General features: G+C 59.1%; 21 protein-coding genes and 1 pseudogene. 14 read left to right on the forward strand and 8 right to left on the reverse strand.

Features of this window, described 5'->3' with window-relative positions:
* Positions 1 to 303 precede the first annotated feature (303 nt).
* The 8 genes from ACIQVE_RS13130 to ACIQVE_RS13165 all read left to right on the forward strand — a co-directional run bounded on the left by ACIQVE_RS13130 (position 304) and on the right by ACIQVE_RS13165 (position 11688).
* Positions 304 to 618, forward strand: coding sequence for a YqjD family protein (locus tag ACIQVE_RS13130; RefSeq protein WP_402808752.1), 315 nt, complete (start codon positions 304 to 306; stop codon positions 616 to 618).
* Between the two features lie 2 nt (positions 619 to 620).
* A complete protein-coding gene (locus tag ACIQVE_RS13135; RefSeq protein ID WP_402808755.1) occupies positions 621 to 1007 on the forward strand; it encodes a phage holin family protein in 387 nt (128 codons plus the stop codon).
* Positions 1004 to 1342: a hypothetical protein gene (locus ACIQVE_RS13140; protein WP_198758840.1), complete on the forward strand. Its 339-nt coding sequence runs from the start codon at positions 1004 to 1006 to the stop codon at positions 1340 to 1342. The genes ACIQVE_RS13135 and ACIQVE_RS13140 overlap by 4 nt, the downstream gene beginning before the upstream one ends.
* Before the next feature lie 124 nt (positions 1343 to 1466).
* Positions 1467 to 2630, forward strand: coding sequence for an EAL domain-containing protein (locus ACIQVE_RS13145; protein WP_402808759.1), 1164 nt, complete (start codon positions 1467 to 1469; stop codon positions 2628 to 2630).
* A gap of 69 nt (positions 2631 to 2699) precedes the next feature.
* A complete protein-coding gene (locus ACIQVE_RS13150) occupies positions 2700 to 4028 on the forward strand; it encodes a deoxyguanosinetriphosphate triphosphohydrolase (protein WP_402808762.1) in 1329 nt (442 codons plus the stop codon).
* Positions 4029 to 4414: 386 nt separating this feature from the next.
* Positions 4415 to 5041: a response regulator gene (locus ACIQVE_RS13155; RefSeq protein ID WP_402808765.1), complete on the forward strand. Its 627-nt coding sequence runs from the start codon at positions 4415 to 4417 to the stop codon at positions 5039 to 5041.
* A gap of 8 nt (positions 5042 to 5049) precedes the next feature.
* Positions 5050 to 8694 carry a transporter substrate-binding domain-containing protein gene (locus ACIQVE_RS13160; protein ID WP_402808767.1) on the forward strand — a complete coding sequence of 1215 codons (3645 nt, stop codon included), beginning with the start codon at positions 5050 to 5052 and terminating at the stop codon, positions 8692 to 8694.
* Between the two features lie 48 nt (positions 8695 to 8742).
* The gene (locus tag ACIQVE_RS13165) at positions 8743 to 11688 is read left to right on the forward strand and encodes an HD domain-containing phosphohydrolase (RefSeq protein ID WP_402808769.1); all 2946 of its coding nucleotides are present in this window, start codon (positions 8743 to 8745) and stop codon (positions 11686 to 11688) included.
* Here ACIQVE_RS13165 and ACIQVE_RS13170 read toward each other — a convergent pair whose 3' ends face one another.
* Both ACIQVE_RS13170 and ACIQVE_RS13175 read right to left on the reverse strand, forming a co-directional pair.
* Complete coding sequence (locus ACIQVE_RS13170) at positions 11689 to 12171, reverse strand: GAF domain-containing protein (RefSeq protein WP_402808771.1); 483 nt, start codon at positions 12169 to 12171, stop codon at positions 11689 to 11691. It abuts the gene before it with no gap.
* The gene (locus tag ACIQVE_RS13175) at positions 12168 to 13058 is read right to left on the reverse strand and encodes an ATP-binding protein (protein ID WP_402808773.1); all 891 of its coding nucleotides are present in this window, start codon (positions 13056 to 13058) and stop codon (positions 12168 to 12170) included. The genes ACIQVE_RS13170 and ACIQVE_RS13175 overlap by 4 nt, the downstream gene beginning before the upstream one ends.
* A gap of 166 nt (positions 13059 to 13224) precedes the next feature.
* On the opposite strand from ACIQVE_RS13175, the gene ACIQVE_RS13180 reads away from it, so the two are divergent.
* Entirely contained in the window at positions 13225 to 15546 is a 2322-nt protein-coding gene (locus tag ACIQVE_RS13180; protein ID WP_402808775.1) for a response regulator, read from the forward strand.
* On the opposite strand, the gene ACIQVE_RS13185 is transcribed toward ACIQVE_RS13180, so the two are convergent.
* The 3 genes from ACIQVE_RS13185 to msrB all read right to left on the reverse strand — a co-directional run bounded on the left by ACIQVE_RS13185 (position 15530) and on the right by msrB (position 17029).
* Positions 15530 to 15991 carry a MarR family winged helix-turn-helix transcriptional regulator gene (locus ACIQVE_RS13185; RefSeq protein WP_402808778.1) on the reverse strand — a complete coding sequence of 154 codons (462 nt, stop codon included), beginning with the start codon at positions 15989 to 15991 and terminating at the stop codon, positions 15530 to 15532. The two genes, ACIQVE_RS13180 and ACIQVE_RS13185, sit on opposite strands and share 17 nt — an antisense overlap.
* Complete coding sequence (locus ACIQVE_RS13190) at positions 15988 to 16473, reverse strand: glutathione peroxidase (protein WP_075948171.1); 486 nt, start codon at positions 16471 to 16473, stop codon at positions 15988 to 15990. The genes ACIQVE_RS13185 and ACIQVE_RS13190 overlap by 4 nt, the downstream gene beginning before the upstream one ends.
* Positions 16474 to 16633: 160 nt before the next feature.
* The gene (gene msrB, locus ACIQVE_RS13195; RefSeq protein WP_402808782.1) at positions 16634 to 17029 is read right to left on the reverse strand and encodes a peptide-methionine (R)-S-oxide reductase MsrB; all 396 of its coding nucleotides are present in this window, start codon (positions 17027 to 17029) and stop codon (positions 16634 to 16636) included.
* 222 nt (positions 17030 to 17251) lie between these two features.
* Between msrB and ACIQVE_RS13200 the strand changes: the two genes are divergently transcribed.
* Both ACIQVE_RS13200 and htpX read left to right on the forward strand, forming a co-directional pair.
* A complete protein-coding gene (locus tag ACIQVE_RS13200) occupies positions 17252 to 18463 on the forward strand; it encodes a pyridoxal phosphate-dependent aminotransferase (RefSeq protein WP_042560257.1) in 1212 nt (403 codons plus the stop codon).
* 305 nt (positions 18464 to 18768) lie between these two features.
* Positions 18769 to 19656, forward strand: coding sequence for a protease HtpX (gene htpX, locus ACIQVE_RS13205; RefSeq protein ID WP_042560258.1), 888 nt, complete (start codon positions 18769 to 18771; stop codon positions 19654 to 19656).
* A 197-nt stretch (positions 19657 to 19853) separates the two neighbouring features.
* On the opposite strand, the gene ACIQVE_RS13210 is transcribed toward htpX, so the two are convergent.
* Positions 19854 to 20510 carry a thiopurine S-methyltransferase gene (locus ACIQVE_RS13210; RefSeq protein ID WP_402808787.1) on the reverse strand — a complete coding sequence of 219 codons (657 nt, stop codon included), beginning with the start codon at positions 20508 to 20510 and terminating at the stop codon, positions 19854 to 19856.
* Positions 20511 to 20612: 102 nt separating this feature from the next.
* Between ACIQVE_RS13210 and ACIQVE_RS13215 the strand changes: the two genes are divergently transcribed.
* Complete coding sequence (locus ACIQVE_RS13215) at positions 20613 to 21380, forward strand: DODA-type extradiol aromatic ring-opening family dioxygenase (protein WP_402808790.1); 768 nt, start codon at positions 20613 to 20615, stop codon at positions 21378 to 21380.
* 133 nt (positions 21381 to 21513) lie between these two features.
* Here the strand turns inward: ACIQVE_RS13215 and ACIQVE_RS13220 are convergent, their stop codons facing one another.
* Complete coding sequence (locus ACIQVE_RS13220; RefSeq protein ID WP_402808793.1) at positions 21514 to 23187, reverse strand: DEAD/DEAH box helicase; 1674 nt, start codon at positions 23185 to 23187, stop codon at positions 21514 to 21516.
* A gap of 421 nt (positions 23188 to 23608) precedes the next feature.
* On the opposite strand from ACIQVE_RS13220, the gene ACIQVE_RS13225 reads away from it, so the two are divergent.
* Positions 23609 to 24400, forward strand: a complete 792-nt coding sequence (locus ACIQVE_RS13225; protein WP_402808795.1) for a crotonase/enoyl-CoA hydratase family protein — start codon at positions 23609 to 23611, stop codon at positions 24398 to 24400.
* A 132-nt stretch (positions 24401 to 24532) separates the two neighbouring features.
* On the opposite strand, the gene ACIQVE_RS13230 is transcribed toward ACIQVE_RS13225, so the two are convergent.
* Complete coding sequence (locus ACIQVE_RS13230; RefSeq protein ID WP_402808796.1) at positions 24533 to 25288, reverse strand: spermidine synthase; 756 nt, start codon at positions 25286 to 25288, stop codon at positions 24533 to 24535.
* 191 nt (positions 25289 to 25479) lie between these two features.
* On the opposite strand from ACIQVE_RS13230, the pseudogene ACIQVE_RS13235 reads away from it, so the two are divergent.
* A pseudogene (locus ACIQVE_RS13235) lies at positions 25480 to 26161 on the forward strand (3-deoxy-7-phosphoheptulonate synthase); the annotation flags it as partial.

The following is a 26161-nucleotide window of genomic DNA, read 5'->3' on the forward strand; positions in this document are numbered from 1 at the left end:
AGAGGCAGACCTGAAAGAGAAAAAGGCACCAAAGCAGTTCACGCGTACATTTCACGCACCAAATTGCAACCGTGCAGTCATGGGCGAGGAGGCCCGATGAACCGCTTTGGCGCACAAGATCGATGTGCTGGCACGAACCGCTATTATTTGCGTCAGGTTTTTTTGGCTTGCACGCCCGGCAACAGCGCACGACTAACGAACGACGCACCACGACACAGCAAAAGTTGTACCAGTCATTTGTACTGAACCTTCACGCAAGGCTCATACTCGAACGCTTCAGACGCCACTTACGGAGATCCACCCATGGCCAGCATCAAGGCAAAGACTGCTCAAGACATCCTGATGAACGACTTCCAGACATTGGTCGCCGACACCGAACGGTTGCTCGAGCACACCGCCACTCTGGCGGGTGACCAGGCGGATGAGCTGCGTCAGCAGATCCACGACAGCCTGCTGCGTGCACGCGAAACCCTGAAACTGACCGAAGACACCCTGCGCGAACGCGGTCAGGCAGCGGTCACCGCCACCGAAGACTACGTGTCGGCCAATCCTTGGCAATCCGTGGGCATCGCTGCCGGTGTAGGCTTTTTGATCGGCCTGCTGGCCACTCGGCGCTGATTATGTCGATCGGTGAATCCGGCCCGGCTGCGGGCACCTCATCTTCCACGCGGCGCCTGGGCGCCGCTGTCCTTGGCCTGCTGCACAGTCATGTCGAGTTGTTCGGCATCGAATTGCAGGAGCAGAAAGCACGCACCGTCAGCCTGTTGCTGTTCGCAGGTCTTGCGTTGGTGTTTGCTTTGCTGTTGCTGGTCGGCTTGTCGACGTTGGTGTTGGTCGTGTTCTGGGACACCTATCGCTTGCCAGCGATCATCGGCCTGTGCGTGTTCTATACGCTGGCGGCGGCCTTCTGCGGCTTGCGCCTCAAGGCTGCGGTGTTCGATGAATCCTCACCCTTCCACGGCACGCTCGAAGAGCTGGCCAACGACCGGGAGCGCCTGCTGCCATGAGCCTGCCTGAACTTCCACATAACAGCTCACGTCGAGAAATGCGCAAGGCACTGATTCGCCTGCGCATGGAAATGCATCGCCAGGAAATCCGTCATGAAGCCGGGCAAGTGCTGCAACCATTGCAGCGCATGCGCGGCATGACGCAAAACCTGCAAGGCGGATTCGGGATCAAGCATGCGCCGTTGTGGGGTGTTGCTGCGGTCACGCTCCTGGGTTTCATCACCGGCAAAGGCGCGAAAAGTGGCGGTGTCGGTGGCCTGACTCGACTGATCCGCCTCGGTACCAGCCTTGGGCCACTGATCAGACTGGTCATGCAGAGTTCAGGCAAACGCTGAACTGACGTATCTGGCTACATTCTTGCAATGTCGGCGGGATGAACCTCTTTACCCGGAGGTTCAACCCCCGCGTGCCTACCCGGTCGGCGGGTTCATACAGAACAACAACGACTAAGGAGGCCTTGTGATCGACGGGCAACCGCTCGCCTGCTTTCAACCCTTCATCGATACCGCCACCGGACGCATTGCTGGCGTCGAAGCGCTTGGCCGCCTGCGCCAGGCGGATGGTCAACTGACATCGGTCGGGCCGCTCTTCGCCGACCCGCGTACGCCGGCCATTGCTCTGCGTCGCCTCGACCGACAGATCCGCGACAACGCCTTGAGCCGTCTGCACGAAGCCCCGGCAGACTGGTTTCTCAGCCTGAACATGTCGCCGCGCTGGATCAGCCGTCTGCGCCCCGACCAAGCCCTGCCCAGCCTCAAACAAATGGTGCGGCACAATGTCGATCCGCAACGCATCGTGTTTGAGATCACCGAACTTGGCGGCAACAGCCAACGTCTGGCCGAAGTGGTTGGGCGTTATCGCGAGGCGAAGGCGCGAATAGCCATCGACGATTTTGGCGCCGGCTACTCGCAGCTTGATCGGGTGCTGGCCCTGCAACCGGACATTCTCAAACTCGACATGCGCCTGTTTCAGGCTGCCGCTCTAGGCGGGCCAAGCAGTGACGTGGTCAAGGCCCTCGCGCAGATGGCCGAGAAGACGGGGTGCTGGATCATCGCAGAGGGCGTGGAGACCGAGGCACAGCTCAATTTCGCCCTGGAATGTGGATCGCGTTACGTGCAGGGTTTTCTGTTCGCCCGGGCGCAAGAGGCGTTCTTTGCCACCGATGCGTTTGTGCAACGCTTTGCCGAACTGCGCCAGCGTTACGTTCAGCAGAAGCTCGACGAGCGCGGACGATTGATGCAGATGCGCCACCAACTCAGTGAATTGATGGCGATCCTGCAGAACTGGGCACAGGCCCGTGCGCCACTCAGTGCATTGCCGCAACTGGACGCTTTCCCATGGCTGCTGCGGTTTTACCAATGCGATCGTCATGGCACGCAACTGACGCCTAATCTGGAATGGCGCCATAACGGCTGGGTCTCCGACAGTCGCTATCTGGGGCACAACTGGTCGTGGCGTCCGTACTTCTACCATTTGCTCGCCGAAGGCTGGGAAGAGCGGCGCCTGACCCTGTCCAACACCTACCGCGATGCCACCAGCAACCAGTATTGCCTGACGGCCGGGCAATTCTTCGATAACGGTGAGCGGTTGCTGTTGATCGATATTGATGCGGCGGGACTGTAGTTCCGCTTGCAGGCACGCAGCTGAACCCGGAAGCTAGGGCAACAGTCATTTTGTCGGAGAGAAACAGCCTTGGATTGGCAAACCCTGCTCAACCGCGAACGTCTCGGAAAGCCGCTGCACAGCCCGCAAGAACTTGGCCGCAGCCCTTTTCACAAAGATCATGACCGCATCATTTTCTCTGGCGCCTTCCGCCGCCTGGGCCGTAAAACCCAAGTGCACCCGGTCACCAGTAACGATCACATTCACACGCGCCTGACCCACTCGCTGGAAGTCAGTTGCGTGGGCCGCTCACTGGGTATGCGCGTCGGCGAAACGCTGCGCAGTGCCCTGCCAGATTGGTGCGATCCCAGTGATCTGGGCATGGTCGTGCAATCGGCCTGTCTGGCTCATGACATCGGCAACCCGCCGTTCGGCCATTCCGGTGAAGACGCGATTCGCCATTGGTTTCAACAGGCGGCCGGGCGTGGCTGGCTGGATGGCATGAGCGAGGCCGAGCGCGGTGACTTCCTCAACTTCGAAGGCAATGCCCAGGGTTTTCGCGTCCTCACTCAGCTTGAGTACCATCAGTTCGATGGCGGTACTCGCCTGACCTACGCGACCCTCGGTACCTATCTGAAATACCCGTGGACGGCCCGTCACGCCGACTCCCTCGGCTACAAGAAACACAAGTTCGGTTGCTATCAGAGCGAACTGCCGCTGCTTGAGCAGATTGCTCACAAACTTGGTCTGCCACAGCTGGAAGATCAGCGCTGGGCGCGCCATCCGTTGGTGTACCTGATGGAGGCCGCCGATGACATCTGCTATGCGCTGATCGATCTCGAAGACGGCCTTGAGATGGAGTTGCTGGAGTACGCCGAAGTCGAATCGCTGCTGCTCGGGCTGGTGGGCGATGATCTGCCGGAAACCTATCGTCAACTTGGGCCGCAGGATTCGCGGCGGCGCAAACTGGCAATCCTGCGCGGCAAGGCCATTGAACACCTGACCAATGCAGCGGCGCGGGCCTTTGTCGAGCAGCAGGACGCGTTGCTGGCCGGCACGCTGCACGGCGATCTGGTCGAGCACATGCATGGCCCGGCCAAACGCTGCGTGTTGAATGCCAAGGACATTGCCCGCAAGAAGATCTTTCAGGACAAACGCAAAACCCTGCACGAAATCGGCGCCTACACGACGCTGGAGATCCTGCTCAACTCGTTCTGCGGTGCCGCGCTGGAACAACACAACGGACGCACCCCGTCGTTCAAAAGCAGGCGCATCCTCGATTTGCTGGGCAACAACGCGCCTGACCCGCAAGGTTCGCTGCACTCGTCATTTTTGCGCATGATCGATTTCATCGCTGGCATGACTGACGGCTACGCAAGCGACATGGCCCTGGAAATGACCGGACGCTCCAGTCACTGACCTCGCCCCGTTCAGCCGGCCGGCAACGTAGGCCGGCTGAATGCGTGCGTTGACTTGCCTACCCGATGCCTTTTCGACAGCAAATCCTTATAGATTCATGACGCAATGTAACCAGTAAGACAAACAGCCAATTTGCGAAACATCACTACACTTAAACACTAGAAAAAAACCCATCACCAGCCAGCACTTGCTAAACAAACAAGACAAACTACAAGCCGATACGATTCTTGCACTTCCTTACGCTTAACCCAGTTCGAATGTAGTCCCTTTCCTTATTAATTGTAGGAATCATCCGATAGCACGACTGGAGTCATGCCAGCTCATGCGAGCGCTCATTCATCTGAGCTAAGGTGCGCGCTTTATTCGTGCTTGTATGGGATTTGATTATGAACTCCGTTTTTATTGTCGACGATCACCCGGTCATTCGTCTCGCCGTACGCATGCTGCTGGAACATGAAGGTTATAAGGTCGTCGGTGAGACCGATAACGGGGTTGATGCCATGCAGATGGTGCGCGAGTGCATGCCTGACCTGATCATTCTCGACATCAGCATTCCCAAGCTCGACGGACTGGAGGTGCTGGCCCGGTTCAACGCCATGAGTTCACCTTTGAAAACCCTGGTGCTGACCGCCCAGTGTCCGTCCTTGTTCGGCATTCGCTGCATGCAATCCGGCGCCTCCGGTTATGTATGCAAACAGGAGGACTTGAGCGAACTGGTCAGCGCGATAAAAGCCGTACTTTCCGGCTACAACTATTTCCCCAGCCAGGCGTTGAATCCGGTTCGCAGTGACGATATTCGATATACGGAACTGGAACTCTTCAAGTCCGTCAATGATCGCGAATTGATGGTCTTGCAATTGTTTGCCCAAGGTCGCACCAACAAGGAAATTGCCAAGGGAATGTTTCTCAGCAATAAAACCGTCAGCACTTACAAAAAACGTCTGATGCAAAAACTCAAAGCCAAATCCCTTGTAGAACTTATCGAGATGGCCAAACGCAACGCACTCGTGTGAGACCCCGCATGCCCAGCCGTTTAAAGGACTATCTAATTGCGTTGAGTGCAGGGCTTTTCCTGAGCGCCAACGTGTTCGCCATGCAGGGCGGCTCACCGGACTACACTTTGCTCAGCCGGTCGGCAAACGAGTCGGTGCCGGTCGCGTTTGAACAGTCTCAACGACAGTGGCTGCAAACCCGCAGCGAGCTGCTATTGGGCACTTCCGCGCCGGACTATCCGCCTTTCGACATGACCGTCAGTGGCCAGGACTACGAAGGCCTGACCGCCGACTATGCCGGCATTCTCGGCGAGGCCACCGGGATGCCGATCCGGATCAAACGCTTTCCCTCCAGGGAGGCCGCGATTCGCGCGCTGGTCGATGGTCAAATCGACCTGCTCGGTACGGCCAACGGCTATGAAGCTGGCAACGCCAATCTTGCGCTGTCCCAACCGTATGCCAATGATCAGCCGGTGCTCGTCACCCGCGAGGACGAAACCCGCACATTGACCGAAGGCCTGGCAGGATTGCGCCTGAGCATGGTGTATCACTATCTGCCACTGCATGAGGTCAAGGCGCTGTACCCCAAAGCCCTTATTACCTGCTACCCCTCCTACCAGAATGCAATCAACGCCGTCGCGTTCGATCAGGCCGATGTGTTTCTCGGCGACACCATTTCCACGCACTACATGATCAACAAGGGCTACCTCAACAATGTGCGTATGGCCAATTTCGGCAAACAGGAAGCCCACGGTTTCAGTTTCGCCGTACGCCGCGACAATCCGCAGTTGTTGGGCATTATCGACACCGTGCTCAAAGCGGTGCCGCGCAGTGAGCGTGAAAATATCGCCAAACGCTGGAGCGCCGGCAGCGATCTGCTGCTCACCGACAAGAAGCTGCAACTGACCCAACGCGAAGAAGCATGGCGCAACCGGCATCCTGTCGTCAGCGTGGTCGTGAATGAGGCATACGCGCCGCTGACTTTCTTCGACGGCGACGGCAATTTTCGCGGGATCAGCGCCGACCTTCTCGAACTGATCCGCCTGCGCACCGGCCTGCGCTTCGAGATCCGTCGCAGTCGCAGTGATGCGCAAATGATCGAGCAAATTGACAGTCATCAGGCCGACCTTATCGCCGCCCTTCTACCGACTGCCGAACGGGAAAAAACCCTGAACTTCAGTCGACCCTATCTGGAAAACTCCTATGTCCTGCTGACGCGCAAGAGCGCCGACAGTCCGACCAATCTGGGCCAGCTCAAAGGCAAGCAACTGGCGATCGCCAAAGGCAATCCGATGGTCGAGTACTTGCGAAGCGAGTATCCGCGCATTCAACTGGTCGAGACGGCGGATACCTTCAGCGCTGTCTCCCTGCTGGCCGAAGGTCATGTCGACGGCGCGGTCAATTCACTGGTGATCGCCAACTACTTCATCTCCTCGCAAATCTTCGAACGAGCGTTGCAAATCACCACCACCATCGGCACCGGGCAGGCTGCGTTTTCTCTGGTCACCGCGCGTGACAACCCGGAACTGAACTCGATCATCAACAAAGCATTACTGAGCATTTCCCCCGAAGAGCTGGGCGTGATCAATGGCCGCTGGCGGGGTTACTCCACGGCTTCGCAAACTATCTGGCGCAACTACCAGCGCCTGTTCTATCAAGTCATCATCGGCGCCTGCCTGCTCCTGCTGCTGTTGCTGGCGTGGAACGCCTACATGCGCCACCAGATCAAACAACGCCAGGCGGCGGAGCGAGCCCTGAGCGACCAGTTCGAATTCATGCGCTCGCTGGTCAACGGCACACCGCATCCCATCTACGTTCGCGACCGCCAGGGGTTGCTGCAAAGCTGCAATGACAGTTACCTCGAAACGTTCAATGCCAAGCGCGAGGACGTCATTGGCAAAAGCGTCATGCAGGGTACCGTGAGCAACGCTTTTGAGGCTCAAGCCTTCCACGCCGATTACCAGCGAGTCGTCGCTGAAGGCATTGCGCTGCTGCTCGACCGGCCGCTGCACATCGGCAACCGACGCCTGACGATCTATCACTGGATAATTCCCTATCGCGATTCCAGTGGTGACGTGAAAGGCATCATTGGCGGCTGGATCGACATCAGCGAACGCCGTCAGCTGTTCGAAGACCTGCGGGCAGCCAAAGAGCAGGCGGATGACGCCAACCGCGCCAAGAGCACGTTCCTCGCCACCATGAGCCATGAGATCCGTACGCCAATGAATGCCGTGATTGGCATGCTTGAACTGACCCTCAGACGCATGGACCAACAGCATCCGGATCGCCCCTCGATCGACACCGCCTACCATTCGGCCAAGGATCTGCTGGGCCTGATCGGCGACATTCTCGACATCGCCCGGATTGAGTCCGGACGCCTGAGCCTGTGCCCGGAACGAGTCAATCTGGTCGAGACAGTGGCATCTGTCGCCAGAATCTTCGACGGCCTCGCCCGGCAAAAGAACCTCGCCCTGCAAGTCATCTTCAACCCGCCCGATCTGGCAGTCGATGTGCATCTGGACCCGCTGCGTTTCAAACAGGTGCTGTCGAATCTGGTCAGCAATGCCATCAAGTTCACTGAGCTGGGGCACATCAGGATTACTCTGGACCTCATGACCTCGGACGTGCCTGCGCCCGCGCTGATGCAACTGACGGTACAGGACAGCGGCGTCGGTATCAGTGCGGAGGATCAGCAGCGATTGTTCGAACCCTTTGCCCAGGCTGAGAACAGCCACCAACAAGCCCGCAGCGGCGCAGGCCTGGGGTTGGTCATCAGCCGCAACCTGTGCGAAATGATGGGCGGCCAACTGCAACTGAGCAGCCAGCCCGGCATTGGTACCCAGGTTTGCATTTCCCTGCCGCTGGAAACTTTGCCGGCAGAGGTGAGCACCGCCAGGACCGAACCCGCGATCAAGACCTCGCTAACACCCCTGCGCGTGTTGGTGGTGGACGACCACCCGGCGAATCGCTTGTTGATGTGTCAGCAGCTGGAATTTCTCGGTCATCACTTCAGCATCGCCGAGAACGGCCGCATCGGGTTTGAGCGGTGGAAGGAAGGCGACTTCGACCTGGTGATCGTCGACTGCAACATGCCCTTGATGAACGGCTATGACATGACCCGCGCCATTCGCCAGCAAGAACTGCAGAACCGCTGCCCACCCTGCACCGTATTGGGCTTCACGGCCAACGCACAACCCGAGGAAGTACAACGCTGCAAGCAGGCCGGCATGGACGACTGCCTGTTCAAGCCCTTGAGCCTGAGCCAGCTCGGCCAGTGGGTCGACGGCATCACCCCGTTATCACCAACACCGGTATTCAATTTGCAAAGTCTGAACATGTTGACTGGCGGCAGCCCCGTCCAGGCTCGGCGCTTGCTGGTAGAACTGCTCAAAAGCAGCCGTCTCGATCGCCAGGAGTTGCTCACGCTGGCGCCGGAACATGATCGCGATGCGCTGGCGGTGGTCGCCCACAAAATCAAAGGCGCGGCGCGCATCGCCCAGGCATCGCGCGTGATCGAATGCTGTGATGCCCTCGAACAAGCCTGCGCGCAGGCATTGGCAAAAGAGGAGATCGGCCGTCGTTGCGAGGCGAGCAACCAGGCAATGCTGGAACTGGAGCAAGCCCTGCAACAACAATTGGTTTTGTCCGATCAAGGCACAATGAGCTTGCCTTAACTATGCTTGGGCGCTGAGCAGTGAGTTAAACATCATGGAGAACCGGAAATGCCCAGCCCACTGCGCCCGGAACAACGCCGTTTCCCGCTGCACGTGCACATCAGCGTCATGTTCACGTTTCTCCTGCTGCTCACCGGCGTGGTGCTGGGGTTGTTCAATTACCGCCAGACCACGCAGATCATTCTGTCGAGCAGCGAGAAGCTGTTCAACCGGATCGAGCAGGACGTGCGCCTGGACATATCCGCCACCTATCAGCCGATCCGGCACCTGCTGAGCCTGCTGGCGGACTACCCTGGCACTCAGGCTTTAGGCCTTGAACAACGCTTGCCGCTGCTCAAACCGTTCAGTCAGTCGCTCACGGACAACCCGAGTCTGGCTTCGCTCTATCTGGGTTATACCAATGGCGATTTTTTCATGGTGCGTCCGCTACGCACCGCAGCCCTGAAAACGCTGTTCAACGCCCCCCACGCCGCGGCGTATCAGGTCTGGAGCATTGAACATGATTTGCAGGGTGCGACGCGCTCGCAATCGCTGTTCTTCGATCAGGCACTGAGGCCGCTCAGCCGCCACGACAACCCCGAAGACACCTACGACCCGCGCAGCCGGGCGTGGTTCATCAACGCCCGCCAACAAACCGAACAGATCACCACCGAACCTTACGTGTTTTTCTCCACCCACAATGTCGGTACCACGCTGGCCCTGCACAGCGGTGAAACCGCAGTGATCGGCGCCGACCTGACGCTGGCCGCGCTGTCTGCCACGCTGAAAAAACACGTGGTGACGCCGTCCACCGAAATTGCCTTGTTCGATGCGCAAGGCAACGCCGTGGCCTACCCCGACAGTGACCGTCTGATCGTCGATGACAGCAGCGCACACTTGGTAAAAGCGGCCGACTTGAGCCCGAGCCTGCAAGCCCTGTTGTCCGATGCCCCCACCGGCAATCGTCTTGAAGCCGGTGGCCGGCAATGGATTGTCGCCCGCAGCAGCATTCAGGAAGGCGGGCCGAAAGGCTTGCAACTGGCGCTGCTGGTGCCGGAAGACGAATTGCTGGTCGATGCCTACCGCATGCGCTGGCAAGGCGCGCTGATCACTCTGGCCACGTTGCTGTTGTGCCTGCCACTGGGTTGGCTAATCTCGCGGGTTCTGGTCAAACCGCTGCATGCGCTGGTCAAGGAAGCCGACGCGATCCGCAGTTTCGATTTCAATTTCCCTCTGACCCGACGCTCGCCGGTGCTGGAAGTCGACCAACTGAGCGTGTCGATGGCACGAATGAAAGACACCTTGGCGAGCTTCTTCCGCATCACCGATACCCTGGGCGCCGAAACGCGCTTTGCCCCGCTGCTGCAACGGGTACTGTTTGAAACGGTGGAGATCGCCCAAGCTCAGGCCGGGCTGATTTATCTGCGTGAAAACGACAGCAGTCGCATGGAGCCATACGGGCTGGTCATCAATGGCGCACCGCAGTTGTTGGAGACGTTCGACATTCAGGGTCACGACCTGCAAAAAAACAGCGGCCCGGCGTGGTTCGAACAATTGGTCGGCGCCAACAATGTGGTGAGCAATCTCGGCGTCGATCAGGCCGGTGACTTGCAACAAATCCTGCTGGCAATGGCCTCGCCCCGCGTCCACCTGATCGGCATCCGCCTGCACAACCGTCACGACGAAACCATCGGCTTGCTGATCCTGCTGGTAAACGACAGTGGCACGTCGGCCGATCTGGAAAAACTTCGTCCCGACCGCATCGCTTTCCTGCAGGCGGTGTCTGGCGCCGCCGCGGTGAGTATCGAGAGCCAGCGTCTGCAAGACAGACAGAAGCAATTGCTCGATGCGTTCATTCAGTTGCTCGCCGGCGCCATCGACGCCAAGAGCCCGTATACCGGCGGGCATTGTCAGCGGGTGCCAGAGCTGACCCTGATGCTCGCCCAGGCGGCGGCGGCGAGTCAGGCACCCGCCTTCCGCGCCTATCAGCCCACCGAGGATGAATGGGAAGCACTGCACATCGCTGCGTGGCTGCACGATTGCGGCAAGGTCACGACGCCGGAATACGTGGTCGACAAGGCGACCAAACTGGAAACCATTAACGACCGCATACACGAGATCCGCACCCGTTTCGAAGTACTCAAGCGTGATGCCTGGGTCAGCTACTGGCAGGCGCTGGCGCTGGGTGGCGAAGAAACATCGCTGGCTAAACTGCGCGATGCAAACCTGTTGGCACTGGACGGAGACTTCGCCTTTGTCGCTCGCTGCAATCTGGGCAGTGAGGCGATGGCCGAGGCCGATCTGCAACGCCTCGACAAGCTTTCCCGACTCACCTGGATGCGCACACTCGATGACCGTCTGGGCGTGTCATGGGAAGAAAACAAGCGTCAGGCACGCACGCCTGCGCCGACGTTGCCGGTCAGCGAAAAACTGCTGGCGGACAAATCCGAGCATTTGCTTGAGCGCGACGAAAACGAGCTGATTCCGGAAGACAATCCGTGGGGCTTCAAGCTCGATGTACCGCGCTACAAATACAATCGCGGCGAGCTGTACAACCTGAGCATTGCCCGGGGCACGCTGACCCGCGAAGAGCGCTACATCATCAATCACCACATGGTGCAGACGATCATGATGCTCAGCCACCTGCCCTTCCCCGGCCACCTCGACAGCATTGCCGAAATCGCCGGCGGCCATCATGAAAAAATGGACGGCACAGGCTATCCGAAACGTCTGAGGCGCGAGGAAATGAGCCTGCCGGCGCGGATGATGGCGATTGCCGATATTTTCGAGGCACTGACCGCAGCCGATCGCCCGTACAAGAAAGCCAAGTCTTTGAGCGAGGCACTGGGAATCATGGCGACCATGAGCCGCGAGGCACACATCGATCCGCAGCTGTTTGGATTGTTCATCAACGAAGGCGTTTACATGCAGTACGCCGAGCGTTTTCTCGACCCACAACAGATTGATGCCGTGGACCCGGCAAGCCTGTTGCACAAGGCCGGCCTTGACGCATGATCAGCAGTCGGTCAAACGCAGGAAAATCGCCGCCAGTTGCTCGACGCCAGCTTGATCTTCCAGGCCAAACCGGGCGAGCCTGGGACTGTCGAGATCAAGCACACCGATCAGGCGGCCGTCCTTGACCAACGGCACCACCAGTTCACTTTCCGAGGCACTGTCGCAGGCGATATGGCCGGGAAATGCATGAACGTCTTCAACCCGCTGTGTCTGCCGAGTGGCCGCCGCCGCGCCACACACACCGCGACCAAACGGAATGCGCACGCAAGCGATTTGGCCCTGGAACGGCCCAAGCACCAACTCTTCGTTGCGATTAAGGTAGAAACCGGCCCAGTTCAAATCATCGAGCTGGTTGAACAGGAACGCCGAAAACTGCGCGGCGTTGGCGATGAAGTCGCGCTCGTCCGCCAGCAGCGATTCCAATTGTGCGGCCAACATGCCGTAGCCTTCGAGGCCTTGGCCGCTCTGTTGCAAATCAATCATGCCTTGTGCTCCAACAATTTGAGTCCCACCCAGTATCGGGCGAATTGGTACGCGCAACGTCCGTTGCGATTGCCGCGGCCGGTGGCCCAACGCACGGCGAGGATGTCCAGTGCTTCGTCGCGCTGCCAGCTCAGGCCGGCCTTTGTGGCCAACTGACCGATCCAGTGCTCGACGACGTTCAGGAAGTGTTCTTGAGTAAACGGATAAAACGACAGCCACAGACCAAACCGGTCCGACAGCGCGATCTTGTCTTCCACGGCTTCGCTGGGGTGCAGTTCGCCGTCGACGCGCTTCCAGTTCTCGTTGTCGCTTTCCTTCTCCGGCACCAGGTGGCGACGGTTGGACGTGGCGTAAAGCAAGACGTTGTCAGGCGCCTGCTCCAGCGAACCGTCGAGCACGCTTTTGAGGACGCGGTAATCGCCTTCACCGGATTCGAACGACAAGTCATCGCAGAACAGCACAAAACGTTGCGGCAGTTTGCCGATCTGCTCGACCACCCGCGGCAAGTCGGCCAGATGGTCGCGCTCGATCTCGATCAGGCGCAGCCCCGCCTCGGCGTGTTCGGCGAGCAATGCGCGCACCAGCGAGGATTTACCGGTGCCACGCGAGCCCCAGAGCAGGGCATGGTTGGCCGGCATGCCATCGATGAATTGTTGGGTGTTACGCCCCAGCTGTTCCAGTTGACGGTCGACGCCGATCAGGTCGGACAAGCGCATGTCGAGGCTGACTTCCAGCGGCAGCAGATACCCGCTGCGTCCGTCACGCAACCAGCGCGCGGCCAGGCAAGTGCCCCAGTCGATCACCGGGCGAGTTGCCGGCAACAAGGGTTCGATCCGCGCCAGAACCGACTCGGCGCGCTCAAGAAAAGCATTCAATCGGGAATCCACGTCTTTTCCTCAGGCTCGTTCACAGTGATGATGTCGATCCAGCGACGACACGCAGGTGAAAACTCCCGCTCCGCGCCTTGTTACAAGGCGATTCGGGAACCTCGGTATCGATGCATGATCGACTATGCTTGAGCAGCGAAGGGAAACGGAAGTGGTTCAACACCCCATGGATATCAAATTCACCCACCGGCTGTCATACAAGCAAGCCAGGCTTACCGTGCTCGTCGGGTTCATTCTGGGCACGCTGCTCAGCCTGCTGCAAATCGGCATCGATTATGCCAGTGAAGACGCCTCCATCAACCGTGAAATCCTGTCTTTGCTGGAAATCAGCCACAACCCGGCATCTCGCATCGCCTACAACATTGATGCCGAGCTGGCCCAGGAGCTCACGCTGGGCCTGTTGCGCTCACCGGCAATCATCTCCGCACAACTCACCGACAACAACAATACGGTGCTGGCCAGCGTCAAACGACCGGAGCTGCAAAGCGGCTATCGGGTGATCAGCGATTACCTGTTCGGCGCCAAACGCCAGTTCGAAGATCGTCTGTATCTGGACCATCTGCCCAACGAATCGCTGGGCACCCTGAATCTTGAAGTGGACACCTATGCGTTCGGCAGCCGCTTTCTGCGCCGGGCCGAAGTCACTCTGCTCAACGGCTTCGCCCGCAGCCTGCTCCTGACCGGCATCCTGCTGGCGCTGTTCTATGTGATGCTGACCAAACCCCTGGTGCGGGTGATCCGTGAACTCAGCGGACGTGATCCGCGCAGTGCCGAGCCCACCACCCTGGAATGCCCGACCGGGCACGCCAACGATGAAATCGGCGTGCTGGTCAAAGTCGCCAATCAGCAATTCGAGAACATCGCCACCGAAATTCAGCAGCGACGCAATGCCGAAAACCGTCTGACCGACTACCTCGGCCAACTGGAAAACATCGTCTCGGCGCGTACCGTCGAGCTCAAGGCGATCAATGCCCGGCTCAGCCAGTCCAACGAAGAACTCGAAGTCGCCCGCAGCACCGCACTGGAAATGGCCGAAGCACGCTCGGCGTTCCTCGCCAACATGAGCCATGAGATCCGCACGCCGCTTAATGGTCTGCTGGGGATGATTGCGCTGTCGCTCGACGGACCGCTGAATGCCGAACAGCAGCAACAGCTGTCAATTGCCCACGACTCCGGCAAGGTGCTGGTGGAATTGCTCAACGATATTCTCGATTTGTCGAAGTTCGATGCCGGGCAACTCGAACTTGAACATATTCCGTTCGATCTCGGCTCACTGATCGAGGACACCGCCAACCTGCTGTCGCAAAACGCGGCGCCGAGCGTCGAGCTGACGTGCCTGATCGATCCGCATTTTCCGGCGCTGGTGCTGGGCGATCCGACCCGGGTTCGGCAAATCGTCAGCAACCTGCTGTCCAACGCGCTGAAATTCACCCGCTTCGGTCGGGTGGATGTGCGTTTGTCGGCTTACAAGGATGGCGTGCGCATAGAGGTCTGCGACACCGGCATCGGCATCGCGCAAGAAGCCCAGATGCGAATTTTCCAGCCGTTCACCCAGGCGGGCGCCGGTATCACCCGCCAATACGGCGGCACGGGGCTAGGACTGGCGCTGACTTACAACCTCTGCGAAGCGATGCAGGGACGCTTGACCATCAGTTCAGAGATCGGCTTCGGCAGCCAGTTTTGCGCCGAGCTGCCCCTGCCCTGCCATACCCGCGCGCTGCCCCCGCCGCCCCTGCACGGCAAAATTCTCGCCATCACCGCTGCCAGCAGTGGTCTGGCGGAGTTGTTGAAAAGTCTGTTGCCGGTGTGGGGTTTGACGTACGAACAGCGCACCATCGATGACACGCTGCTGGGACTGACGCCCGACGTGGTGATCACCGATTGCCCGGAGTGCCTGTTCGGGCTGCGTCCGACGCTTGTCGCGCCTATTCTGCTGGTGACCGCCTACGGCAGTTTCCTGCCCAGTGAAGAGGCGGCAGCGCTAGCCCCGTTGCAACAACAAGCGCGGCCTCTGGCGCGCAATGCGCTCTACCAGAACCTGCGGCGCACCCTGCAACCTGAAGTCGCCACCGTCAACGATGCACAGCTCGATACGTCGACATTGGTAAAACGCGGAAAGGTATTGCTGGTCGAAGACAACCCGGTCAATCAATTGGTGGCCAAAGGCATGCTCGGCAAACTCGGCTGCGAGGTCATCGTCGCCGCACATGGCGCCGAAGCACTGGATCAACTGGAGTACCACGAATTCGACCTGGTGCTGATGGACTGCAACATGCCGGTGATGGACGGCTACGAAGCCAGTCGACAGATTCGCCAGAGCGGACGCTGGCCTAACCTGCCGATCGTAGCGCTGACCGCCAACGCCATGTCCGAGGAACGCGAGCGCTGCCGGGCTGCCGGCATGAGCGACTATCTGGCCAAGCCGTTTCGCCGTGAAGAACTGGCGGCGCTGCTGGATCAGTGGGTCCCGACTACGACAGCGCCTTGATCTGCCCGAGCAGTTGATCAAGACCGTTACGCAGTTCGTTGAGCCGGTCCAGATCCACCCCGCTGTCGCAGAGTAATCGGGCCTTGAGCGGCCCGACCTGTTCACGCAGCGCTTGCCCTTGCGGCGTAAGGCTCAGATGCACTTCTCGCTCATCGCGTGCCGAGCGCTGACGCTGTATCAGTTTTAACTGCTCCAGACGCTTGAGCAACGGCGTCAGCGTGCCGGAATCCAGCGCCAGACGCTCGCCCAAGGCCTTGACCGTCGGTTGCTCAGGCGCGGCTTCCTGCCATTCCCACAACACCAGCATCGCCAGGTATTGCGGATACGTCAGGCCGAGCTGGTCGAGCATCGGCTTATAGCCACGAATCACCGCCCGAGACGCGGCGTACAACTTGAAGCACAACTGACTGTCGAGCTTCAGCGAATCAACGGACAGGCTGTTCATTTGAGCAGGGCTTCAATCTCGCGGCTCAGATCCTGCGGCTTGGTCGCCGGGGCGAAGCGCTTGACCAACTGGCCATCCTTGCCAATCAGAAACTTGGTGAAGTTCCACTTGATGCCCTGAGAGCCAAGTACGCCCGGAGCGCGTTTCTTCAGTTGCACAAACAGCGGATGGGCGCCGGCACCGTTGACTTCGATCTTCTTGAACAGGGGAAAACTGACACCGAAATTCAGTTCGCAGAACTCGCTGATCGCGCCCTCATTGCCCGGCTCTTGTTTGCCGAACTGATTGCAAGGAAAGCCCAACACCACCAGACCTTGATCCTTGTAGGTCTGCCACAGCTCCTCGAGGCCTTTGTATTGCGGGGTGAAGCCGCACTTGCTGGCCGTGTTGACCACCAGCACAGCTTTGCCGGCGTAATCGGCCAGGGTTTTCTGCTCACCTTTGATGGTGGTGCACGGGATATTCAGCAGGTTGTCGCTCATGGTCGGCACTCTGAAATCAGGAAGAAGAGGTAAAAATAGCGAGCAATTTAATTGTGTGCAATTTAATTAATGGGATTGCCCCACGCAGAAGTTACCGAATGCACTTCGAGCCTTCGGCAGCTTCTAAACGGGGTTCAATCGAACCGTTCGATTGTGCAACTTATTCGCGGGGTGTCAGATCCAGGCACACCGAGTTGATGCAATAGCGCAAACCGGTCGGTGGCGGGCCATCAGGGAACACGTGCCCCAGATGCGCATCGCAGCGAGCGCATTTCACTTCGGTGCGGATCATGCCGTGGCTGACGTCACGAATTTCGGTCATGGCGCTTTCGCCGATCGGCGCATAGAAACTCGGCCAGCCGCAGCCTGAATCGAATTTGGTCTTGGAATCGAACAGCGCTTCGTTGCAGCAGACACAGTGATAAACACCGTCGGTTTTGGTGGCGTTGTATTTGCCGGAGAACGGTCGCTCAGTCGCACTTAGGCGGCACACGTTGTATTGCTCGGGGTCGAGCATGGCTTGCCATTCTTCCAGGGTTTTTTGCAACTTTTCCATCATCACACCTCAGCGGCTGAAAAAGCCCGATCTGTACCTTTTCCACGGATCGGGCGGCACGTATGATTGCGCCTCGTCACGCGCCAGTCTGGCAGCCAGACCGGACGCATTCAAACGGATTCTGGGAGCCATGGCTCAAGACGTCCGCCTGTGTAAACGCAGGAATCCCAGTACGGTTGTCCATCCGCCGCCTGGATCGTTCATTTTCGGGATCACATCGCCATGCAGTTCAGCAAATCGAACAAGCTCGCCAACGTCTGCTACGACATTCGCGGTCCGGTGCTCAAGCACGCCAAACGTCTGGAAGAGGAAGGCCAGCGCATCCTCAAGCTGAACATCGGCAACCCGGCGCCGTTTGGTTTCGAAGCGCCGGACGAAATCCTTCAGGATGTGATCCGCAACCTGCCGACCGCGCAAGGCTACAGCGACTCCAAAGGCCTGTTCAGCGCGCGCAAGGCCGTGATGCAGTACTACCAGCAGAAGCAGGTCGAAGGTGTCGGTATCGAAGACATCTATCTGGGTAACGGCGTCTCCGAGCTGATCGTGATGTCGTTGCAGGCGCTGCTCAACAACGGTGACGAAGTGCTGGTGCCAGCGCCGGACTATCCGCTGTGGACTGCGGCCGTTAGCCTGGCCGGCGGTAACGCCGTGCATTACCTGTGCGACGAAGGCGCCGACTGGTTCCCTGACCTGGCCGATATCAAGGCCAAGATCACGCCGAATACCAAGGCGATGGTTATCATCAACCCGAACAACCCGACCGGCGCGGTGTATTCGAAAGAAGTGTTGCTGGGTATGCTGGAGCTGGCCCGCCAGCACAATCTGGTGGTGTTCTCCGACGAGATCTACGACAAGATTCTGTACGACGACGCTGTGCACATCTGCACCGCCTCGCTGGCCCCGGACCTGCTGTGCCTGACGTTCAACGGCCTGTCGAAGTCTTATCGCGTGGCCGGTTTCCGCTCCGGCTGGATCGCGATTTCCGGGCCGAAACACAATGCCCAGAGCTACATCGAAGGCATCGACATGCTGGCCAACATGCGTCTGTGCGCGAACGTGCCGAGCCAGCATGCGATCCAGACGGCGTTGGGTGGCTATCAGAGCATCAACGATCTGGTGCTGCCGCAGGGTCGCCTGCTGGAACAGCGCAACCGCACCTGGGAGTTGCTCAACGACATTCCGGGTGTGAGCTGCGTCAAGCCGATGGGTGCGCTGTATGCGTTCCCGCGGATCGACCCGAAAGTCTGCCCGATCCACAACGACGAAAAATTCGTCCTCGATCTGCTGCTCTCCGAAAAGCTGCTGGTGGTGCAAGGCACAGCCTTCAACTGGCCATGGCCGGATCACTTCCGCGTCGTCACCCTGCCCCGTGTCGATGAACTGGAAATGGCCATCGGCCGCATCGGCAACTTCCTCAAGTCCTACCGCCAGTAACTGGCCAGCAGTGCGCAACGGCCCGAACGTTGCGCACTGTCTGATTCAGCAACACTTCTGCATTCCCCGCTTCCGCTCGCCTTCTACACTTGCGATTCATACCGGTCACGTGCGTCTGGCGCAATGGCGACGGGTCGCGAATGTCCGTCATCCGTGTCGGTGTCTGCTGTGGGAAATGGGGTTGTGTGACGAAGAATCGGCTGTAGGACACAGTTTGAAATAGTCACCCGGTTGAATAGCCCGGTGCAGCACCTTATATACCCCGCAGTACGCTACATCTTTAGCTTGAGGAGATTTCTACAACCATGATGCGCATCCTGCTGTTTTTGGCCACTAACCTGGCGGTCGTGCTGATAGCCAGCATCACCCTGAGCCTTTTCGGCTTCAACGGGTTCATGGCGGCCAACGGGGTTGATCTCGACCTCAGTCAGCTGCTGGTTTTCTGTGCGGTCTTTGGTTTCGCCGGCTCGCTGTTCTCGCTGTTCATCTCCAAGTGGATGGCGAAAATGAGCACCGGCACCCAGATCATCAGCCAGCCACGTACCCGGCATGAGCAATGGCTGCTGCAAACGGTCGAGCAACTGTCCCGTGAAGCCGGGATCAAGATGCCCGAAGTCGGTATTTTCCCGGCCTACGAAGCGAACGCGTTCGCCACTGGCTGGAACAAGAACGACGCACTGGTCGCTGTCAGCCAGGGCCTGCTCGAGCGGTTCTCGCCCGATGAAGTGAAAGCCGTGCTGGCCCACGAAATCGGCCACGTCGCCAACGGTGACATGGTGACCCTCGCGCTGATCCAGGGCGTGGTGAACACCTTCGTGATGTTCTTCGCGCGAATCATCGGCAACTTCGTCGACAAGGTGATCTTCAAGAACGAAGAAGGTCAGGGCATTGCTTACTACGTGGCGACCATCTTCGCCGAACTGGTGCTGGGCATTCTCGCCAGCTCGATCGTCATGTGGTTCTCGCGCAAACGCGAATTCCGTGCCGACGAAGCCGGTGCACGTCTGGCCGGTACCAGCGCAATGATCGGCGCCCTGCAACGTCTGCGCGCCGAACAGGGCCTGCCGGTGCACATGCCCGACACTCTGAATGCCTTTGGCATCAACGGTGGCATCAAACAAGGGTTCGCCCGCATGTTCATGAGCCACCCGCCGCTGGAAGATCGTATTGACGCATTGCGTCGTCTCGGTTGATCAGATCGGCGTGAAACAAGAAGGCCCGCAGAAATGCGGGCCTTTTTTGTTCTCCGGATTATGTAATGCCTGTTCCAGCCCCTTCGCGAGCAAGCTCGCTCCCACAGGGTTCTGTGGTGTTTATCGATCTATGAAATTACACAAATTACTGTGGGAGCGAGCTTGCTCGCGAAGAGGCCAGCACTGCTGGCACATAACTACCGACCAGAAACTCGATAAACCCGCTCCTCCAGCCGCGTCACCCCCGCCTGCAAGAACTTCCCACTTTCCTGCAACACATCCTGCACTTCCAGCGCCTGCACCTGCCAGGCATTGCCCAGCAACCGCTGCACTTCATCATCCCCCACCGCAAACGGTGGCCCGGGAATCTGCGCCTGTTCGTAATCCAGGGTGATCAGCAGGCCTTTCAAGCCCTGCGGCAGAATCTTCTGGAGCAGTGCCGCATAGCGCTCGCGCATCGGCGGTGGCAAGGCAATCAACGCTGCCCGGTCGTACAGTGCCGTGCAATCCGCGACATCGACTGCTGTCAGGGCAAAGAAATCGCCGCACCACAGCTCAATGGCGTCAGCGCGATAGACCTTGAACGCACCTTTCTCGCTAATCTGTGGCTGTAGCTGATGCTCACTGAAAAAGTCTTCGACAGCCGTCGAAGACAGCTCAATTCCGAGCACCTGATGACCACGCCCGGCCAGCCACAGCAAATCCAGACTTTTCCCACACAGTGGAACCAACACCCGCGCCGATGCAGGAACATTCAGATCCGGCCAGTGCCGCTGCAAATACGGGTTCACCTGCGGCAAATGAAAGCCGATCTGCTGCGACGCCCACTTCTTGTGCCAAAACTCAGGCTGCATGAATCACTCCCAATAATTCGATCAAAAAGCGTTAAAACTTATATTAGATTTAGATCAATGATCTGCCTGAAGATGGGCCATCTTAACGCTCAGGAACCCATCATGTTTCCCAGCCTGTTTATTTCTCATGGTTCTCCCATGCTTGCCCTGGAGCCTGGTGCCAGCGGCCCGGCGCTGACCCGACTGGCCGCCGAACTGCCCCGGCCAAAAGCCATCGTGATTGTCTCCGCACACTGGGAGAGCGACGAGCTACTGGTCAGCAGCCATCCACAGCCACAAACCTGGCACGACTTCGGCGGCTTCCCTCGCGCGCTGTTTGAAGTGCAATACCCGGCGCCGGGCGATCCGCAACTGGCTGGCGTAGTAGCCGATCTGCTGACCGCCAGAGATTTACCTGCGCGCATCGATCCGCAACGACCGTTCGATCATGGCGTGTGGGTGCCGCTATCACTGATGTACCCGCAGGCGGACATTCCGGTGGTGCAGGTTTCGCTACCGAGTCGCGGCGGTCCGGCACTGCAAACCCGCGTCGGTCGAGCGCTGGCAGGTTTACGTGAACAAGGGATTCTGCTGATCGGCTCCGGCAGCATCACCCACAACTTGCGCGAACTGGATTGGCACGCAGGCCCGGAAAGCGTCGAGAAATGGGCCCAGGACTTCCGTGACTGGGTGATCGACAAACTCGCAGCCGATGATGAGGCAGCGTTGCATGACTACCGCCAGCAGGCTCCGAACGCGGTGCGCAGCCATCCGAGTGATGAGCATTTGTTGCCGCTGTATTTTGCGCGGGGTGCCGGAGGCGCGTTCAGCGTGGCGCACAAGGGGTTCACCATGGGTGCGCTGGGCATGGATATTTATCGTTTCGGTTAACAGGTAAACCGAGTCGCGCCCATCGCTAGCAGGTTAGCTCCCACAGGTTTTGTGTGAACTCAAATAACAGGCATAAAAAATCCCCGAACCAGTCGGGGATTTTTTATGTTCGATCAATCAGCCCAAGGGCGGATCAATCTTCGCGATAGCGACGCAGTTTCAGCTGCTTACCAGCGACGCGAGTGTCCTTCAGCTTGGTCAGGAGTTTGTCCAGACCATCTTCCGGCAGCTCAACGAGGCTGAAGCTGTCACGCACCTGGATGCGACCGATCGCTTCACGGGCCAGACCACCTTCATTGAGGATGGCGCCCAGCAGGTTTTTAGCGGCGATACCGTCACGCGCACCCAGCGCGGTACGGCAACGAGCACGGCCTTCGCCCAAAGGCATTGGCGCGCGACGCTCGCGATCACCACGGTCCGGACGATCACCGGTACGCTCAGGACGGTCGCCACGCGGTGCGTTGTTCGGCACCAGTGGACGATCCTTCTCGATCGCAGCCAGAGTCAACGCCTGACCATTGGTGGCCTTGCGCAACAGAGCAGCGGCCAGAGCACGCGGCGTGCAGCCGATGTCTGCAGTCAGACGATCGAGCAGTTCACCGTGAGTCGATTCAGCATCGGCAACCAGCGGCGCCAGGCTGTTGGTCAGTTTCTTGATGCGCGCATCGAGAACTGCCTGAGCGTCCGGCAGGCGAACTTCGGCAACCTTCTGACCGGTTACACGCTCGATCACTTGCAGCATGCGGCGCTCACGTGGAGTCACCAGCAGCAGTGCGCGACCTTCGCGACCGGCACGGCCAGTACGGCCGATACGGTGTACGTAGGACTCTGGGTCGTACGGCATGTCAACGTTGAACACGTGAGTGATACGCGGAACGTCGAGACCACGAGCAGCAACGTCGGTCGCCACAACGATGTCCAGACGGCCATCTTTGAGCGAGTCGATAACGCGCTCACGCTGGTTCTGGGCGATGTCACCGTTCAACGCAGCGGCTTTGTAGCCTTTTGCGTCGAGGGCGCTTGCCAGATCCAGGGTCGCTTGCTTGGTGCGTACGAACATGATCAGAGCGTCGAAATCTTCCACTTCCAGCAAGCTGAGAACGGCCGAAGTCTTCTGGTCAGCGTGAACCAACAGGTGAGCCTGTTCGATCGCGGTAACGGTCTGGGTCTTGGTCTGGATCTTTACGTGTTGCGGATCGCGCAGGTGGCGTTCGGCAATGGCGCGGATCGACTGCGGCAGGGTCGCCGAGAACAAAACGGTCTGACGGGTGGCTGGCAGAGACTTGAAGATAACTTCGAGGTCGTCCATGAAACCCAGTTTGAGCATTTCGTCTGCTTCGTCGAGAACCAGGTGGTTCACAGTCGACAGCACTTTTTCGTCACGACGCAGGTGGTCGCACAGACGGCCCGGAGTGGCGACAACGATCTGTGCGCCATTACGGATTGCTTTCAGTTGTGGGCCCATAGGCGCGCCGCCGTAAACGGCCACAACGGTAACGCCCGGCATTTGCTTGGCGTAGGTTTCGAAAGCGGTTGCTACTTGCAGCGCCAACTCACGGGTTGGCGCCAGGATCAGGGCTTGCGGTTCGCGCTTGGCAGGATCGATGCAATGGAGAATTGGCAGAGCGAACGCGGCGGTTTTACCCGTACCGGTTTGCGCCTGACCGATCATGTCCTGGCCGGCCATGATGATCGGGATCGATTGCTGCTGGATAGCCGAAGGCTCTTCGTAGCCAGTCGCGATGACGGCTGCAAGAATGTTCGGATTAAGATTAAAAGCGGCGAATCCGCCGGTTTCCTGGGTCATGGGTCTGCCTCTAAGTGCATCCGCAAAGACCCATGCTCCAAAGCTGCGCATGCCGTGTAAGACTCAAGAGTCGCCCTGGCAGCTTTGTCGGCGGGGATTTGCGAAAACGAATGAAAGAAAAAAGAAACGTCCTGGAAGAGCCCGCAGTGCGGACATGCAGCCGAAGCTGACTTCGGGGAATTGCGCTACCTTGACGCGGCCTGGCTAAAGGCCGGCGCGCACTATACCGGAAATTACCGAAAAAGGGAGCTTTTTTTATCGCCTGAATCCGTCCGTCACCGTTGTGTAACGGGGTTTTGCGGATAATCGTGCAAAGGTCTATTTTTCAAAGGCCCGGCCCTGCTGAAGATACTGCTTAAACGCTTCACCGATGTGCGGCATGTGGTCGCGGCCCCCTCCCTCCCCGCTCGAGGAAATCCCCATGAATCAGCCCTGTCCTGGCCGCGTCACCCGGGAGCGCCGTGGTCACGTCCATATGATCGGCCTGGATCGAGCCGCCAAGCGCAATGCTTTCGACCTCGAGCTGCTCAATGAGCTGAGTCTGGCCTACGGCGAGTTCGAAGCTGACAGCGAGGCGCGGGTGGCAGTGGTGTTCGGCCATGGCGAGCATTTTACCGCAGGTCTGGATCTGGTGAATGCCAGCTACGCCGTCGCCCAAGGCTGGCAGGTGCCGACCGGTGGTTGCGATCCGTGGGGGGTTTTCGTCGGGCCCAGGGTGAGCAAACCAGTGATTGTCGCGGCACAGGGTTACTGCCTGACCATTGGCATCGAATTGATGCTGGCCGCTGACATCAACCTGTGCGCGAGCAATACCCGCTTCGCACAAATGGAAGTCCAGCGTGGGATTTTTCCTTTTGGTGGCGCGACTTTACGTTTTCATCAGGTGGCCGGTTGGGGCAACGCGATGCGTTGGCTGCTGACCGGGGATGAGTTCGATGCGCACGATGCGTTGCGTTTGGGACTGGTGCAGGAAGTGATGGCCAGCGAGGATCTGCTGCCGAGGGCGATTGAACTGGCTGAGCGGATTGCGCGACAGGCACCGCTGGGGGTGCAGGCGACGTTGATGTCGGCGCGACAGGCGCGGTATGAAGGTGAGACGGCGGCGGCACAGGGCTTGCCATCACTGGTGAAAAAGTTGCTGGCCAGTGAAGATGCCAAGGAGGGTATTCGGTCGCTGGTGGAGCGACGTCCCGGCACTTTCAAAGGGCTCTGAAAGATGTACCGGCCGTTATGGCCTCTTCGCGGGCAAGCCCGCTCCCACAGGGTTCGCGTCGGACACAAAATCTTTTAGCCACGCAATCACTGTGGGAGCGGGCTTGCCCGCGAAGGGGCCATCATCAGCGACTCAAGTGGCCGGGCGAATCGCCTTGATCAGCGACTGCAACGAATAACCCAACCTCGGCGCCAATGCCTCAGCCCGGGCGGTAAGCGCCTCTGAATCCAATTCCTGATCGAAATCCGCCGGCACCAGCAGAATCACATTGCCCTCCTTCACCGGCAGTTCCCAGTAGTGCCGGTGATAAAGCCCGCGCAATAACGCTGCGCCCAACGGCTTGCCGTCATCGGTGGCCCACTGGTTGATCACCAGCCAACCGCCCGGATTCAAGCGTTTCTGACAGTCACCGAGAAAACTCCAGGCCAGATGCCCGACACCGGGGCCGACGTCGGTATAGAGGTCGACGAAGATCAGATCCGCAGGTTCAGCAGTCGGCAGCAAATCAAGGGCATCGCCGACGCGGATGTATAAGCGCGGATCGTCATCCAGGCCAAGGTATTCAATGGCCAGACGCGGGACATCCGGGCGCAGTTCGATGGCCTCGACATCTTCCAGCGGCAGAAACTTGAGACACGCCTGCGTCAACGTGCCCGCGCCGAGCCCGAGAAACAGCGCACTCTCCGGGTGCTCGTGGCACAACGCGCCAATCAGCATTGCCCGGGTGTAGTCATATTCCAGCCAGCTCGGATCGGCAGTGAACACACAGCTTTGCTCGATGGCATCGCCAAATTCGAGAAAGCGGTAATCGGCCACTTCCAGCACGCGAATCACGCCGAACTCATCCTGTACTTCGGCGAGCAAATGCTCGACGCGCTCCTCAGTCATCTTGTCTCCTGGTGGTCACCGGGCGCGGTGACGCGATGGCACCGCAGTGGCGCCGTGGCAAAGCGGCGATTGTCGACGAAGGGGTGGGAACAGGTCACGCACTAATTGCTGCTAACATGGCCTTCCGTGCGTAGAACCTAGAGACCGTGATGAGCCAACCGTGGAGCCCTGATAGCTGGCGCGCCCTGCCGATCCAGCAACAACCCCATTACCCAGACGCCGCGCACCTGCGCCAGGTTGAACAAACCCTGGCCAGTTATCCGCCACTGGTGTTTGCCGGTGAGGCGCGGGAACTGCGTCGTCAATTTGCCGAAGTGACTCAGGGCCGGGCGTTCCTTTTGCAGGGCGGCGATTGCGCCGAAAGCTTTGCCGAATTCTCTGCGGCGAAGATTCGCGACACCTTTAAAGTGTTGCTGCAAATGGCGATCGTCATGACCTTCGCGGCCGGCTGCCCGGTGGTCAAGGTCGGACGCATGGCCGGCCAGTTCGCCAAGCCGCGTTCGGCCAACGACGAAACCATCGATGGCATCACCCTGCCCGCCTACCGTGGCGACATCGTCAACGGCATCGGCTTCGACGAAAAGAGCCGCGTGCCTGACCCGGAACGTCTGCTGCAGTCGTATCACCAGTCCACCGCGACGTTGAACCTGCTGCGCGCGTTCGCCCAAGGCGGTTTTGCCGACCTGCATCAGGTGCACAAGTGGAACCTCGATTTCATCGCCAACTCCGCGCTGGCCGAGAAGTACAGCCACCTCGCCGACCGCATCGATGAAACCCTGGCCTTCATGCGCGCCTGCGGCATGGACAGTTCGCCGCAACTGCGCGAAACAAGTTTCTTCACCGCCCACGAAGCGCTGCTGCTGAACTACGAAG

Origin of the sequence: Pseudomonas sp. NPDC098747, assembly GCF_044760045.1 — a bacterium.
Taxonomy (GTDB): Bacteria; Pseudomonadota; Gammaproteobacteria; order Pseudomonadales; family Pseudomonadaceae; genus Aquipseudomonas.

Excerpts from the sequence above, each read along its gene's own strand:
- ACIQVE_RS13160 (WP_402808767.1), top strand. The coding sequence starts at position 5,050 with ATGCCCAGCCGTTTAAAGGACTATCTAATTGCGTTGAGTGCAGGGCTT.
- ACIQVE_RS13140 (WP_198758840.1), top strand. The coding sequence starts at position 1,004 with ATGAGCCTGCCTGAACTTCCACATAACAGCTCACGTCGAGAAATGCGC.
- ACIQVE_RS13225 (WP_402808795.1), top strand. The coding sequence starts at position 23,609 with ATGAATCAGCCCTGTCCTGGCCGCGTCACCCGGGAGCGCCGTGGTCAC.
- ACIQVE_RS13230 (WP_402808796.1), bottom strand. The coding sequence starts at position 25,288 with ATGACTGAGGAGCGCGTCGAGCATTTGCTCGCCGAAGTACAGGATGAG.
- ACIQVE_RS13170 (WP_402808771.1), bottom strand. The coding sequence starts at position 12,171 with ATGATTGATTTGCAACAGAGCGGCCAAGGCCTCGAAGGCTACGGCATG.
- ACIQVE_RS13215 (WP_402808790.1), top strand. The coding sequence starts at position 20,613 with ATGTTTCCCAGCCTGTTTATTTCTCATGGTTCTCCCATGCTTGCCCTG.
- ACIQVE_RS13165 (WP_402808769.1), top strand. The coding sequence starts at position 8,743 with ATGCCCAGCCCACTGCGCCCGGAACAACGCCGTTTCCCGCTGCACGTG.
- ACIQVE_RS13210 (WP_402808787.1), bottom strand. The coding sequence starts at position 20,510 with ATGCAGCCTGAGTTTTGGCACAAGAAGTGGGCGTCGCAGCAGATCGGC.
- msrB (WP_402808782.1), bottom strand. The coding sequence starts at position 17,029 with ATGGAAAAGTTGCAAAAAACCCTGGAAGAATGGCAAGCCATGCTCGAC.
- htpX (WP_042560258.1), top strand. The coding sequence starts at position 18,769 with ATGATGCGCATCCTGCTGTTTTTGGCCACTAACCTGGCGGTCGTGCTG.
- ACIQVE_RS13135 (WP_402808755.1), top strand. The coding sequence starts at position 621 with ATGTCGATCGGTGAATCCGGCCCGGCTGCGGGCACCTCATCTTCCACG.
- ACIQVE_RS13200 (WP_042560257.1), top strand. The coding sequence starts at position 17,252 with ATGCAGTTCAGCAAATCGAACAAGCTCGCCAACGTCTGCTACGACATT.
- ACIQVE_RS13185 (WP_402808778.1), bottom strand. The coding sequence starts at position 15,991 with ATGAACAGCCTGTCCGTTGATTCGCTGAAGCTCGACAGTCAGTTGTGC.
- ACIQVE_RS13155 (WP_402808765.1), top strand. The coding sequence starts at position 4,415 with ATGAACTCCGTTTTTATTGTCGACGATCACCCGGTCATTCGTCTCGCC.
- ACIQVE_RS13220 (WP_402808793.1), bottom strand. The coding sequence starts at position 23,187 with ATGACCCAGGAAACCGGCGGATTCGCCGCTTTTAATCTTAATCCGAAC.
- ACIQVE_RS13130 (WP_402808752.1), top strand. The coding sequence starts at position 304 with ATGGCCAGCATCAAGGCAAAGACTGCTCAAGACATCCTGATGAACGAC.
- ACIQVE_RS13190 (WP_075948171.1), bottom strand. The coding sequence starts at position 16,473 with ATGAGCGACAACCTGCTGAATATCCCGTGCACCACCATCAAAGGTGAG.
- ACIQVE_RS13180 (WP_402808775.1), top strand. The coding sequence starts at position 13,225 with ATGGATATCAAATTCACCCACCGGCTGTCATACAAGCAAGCCAGGCTT.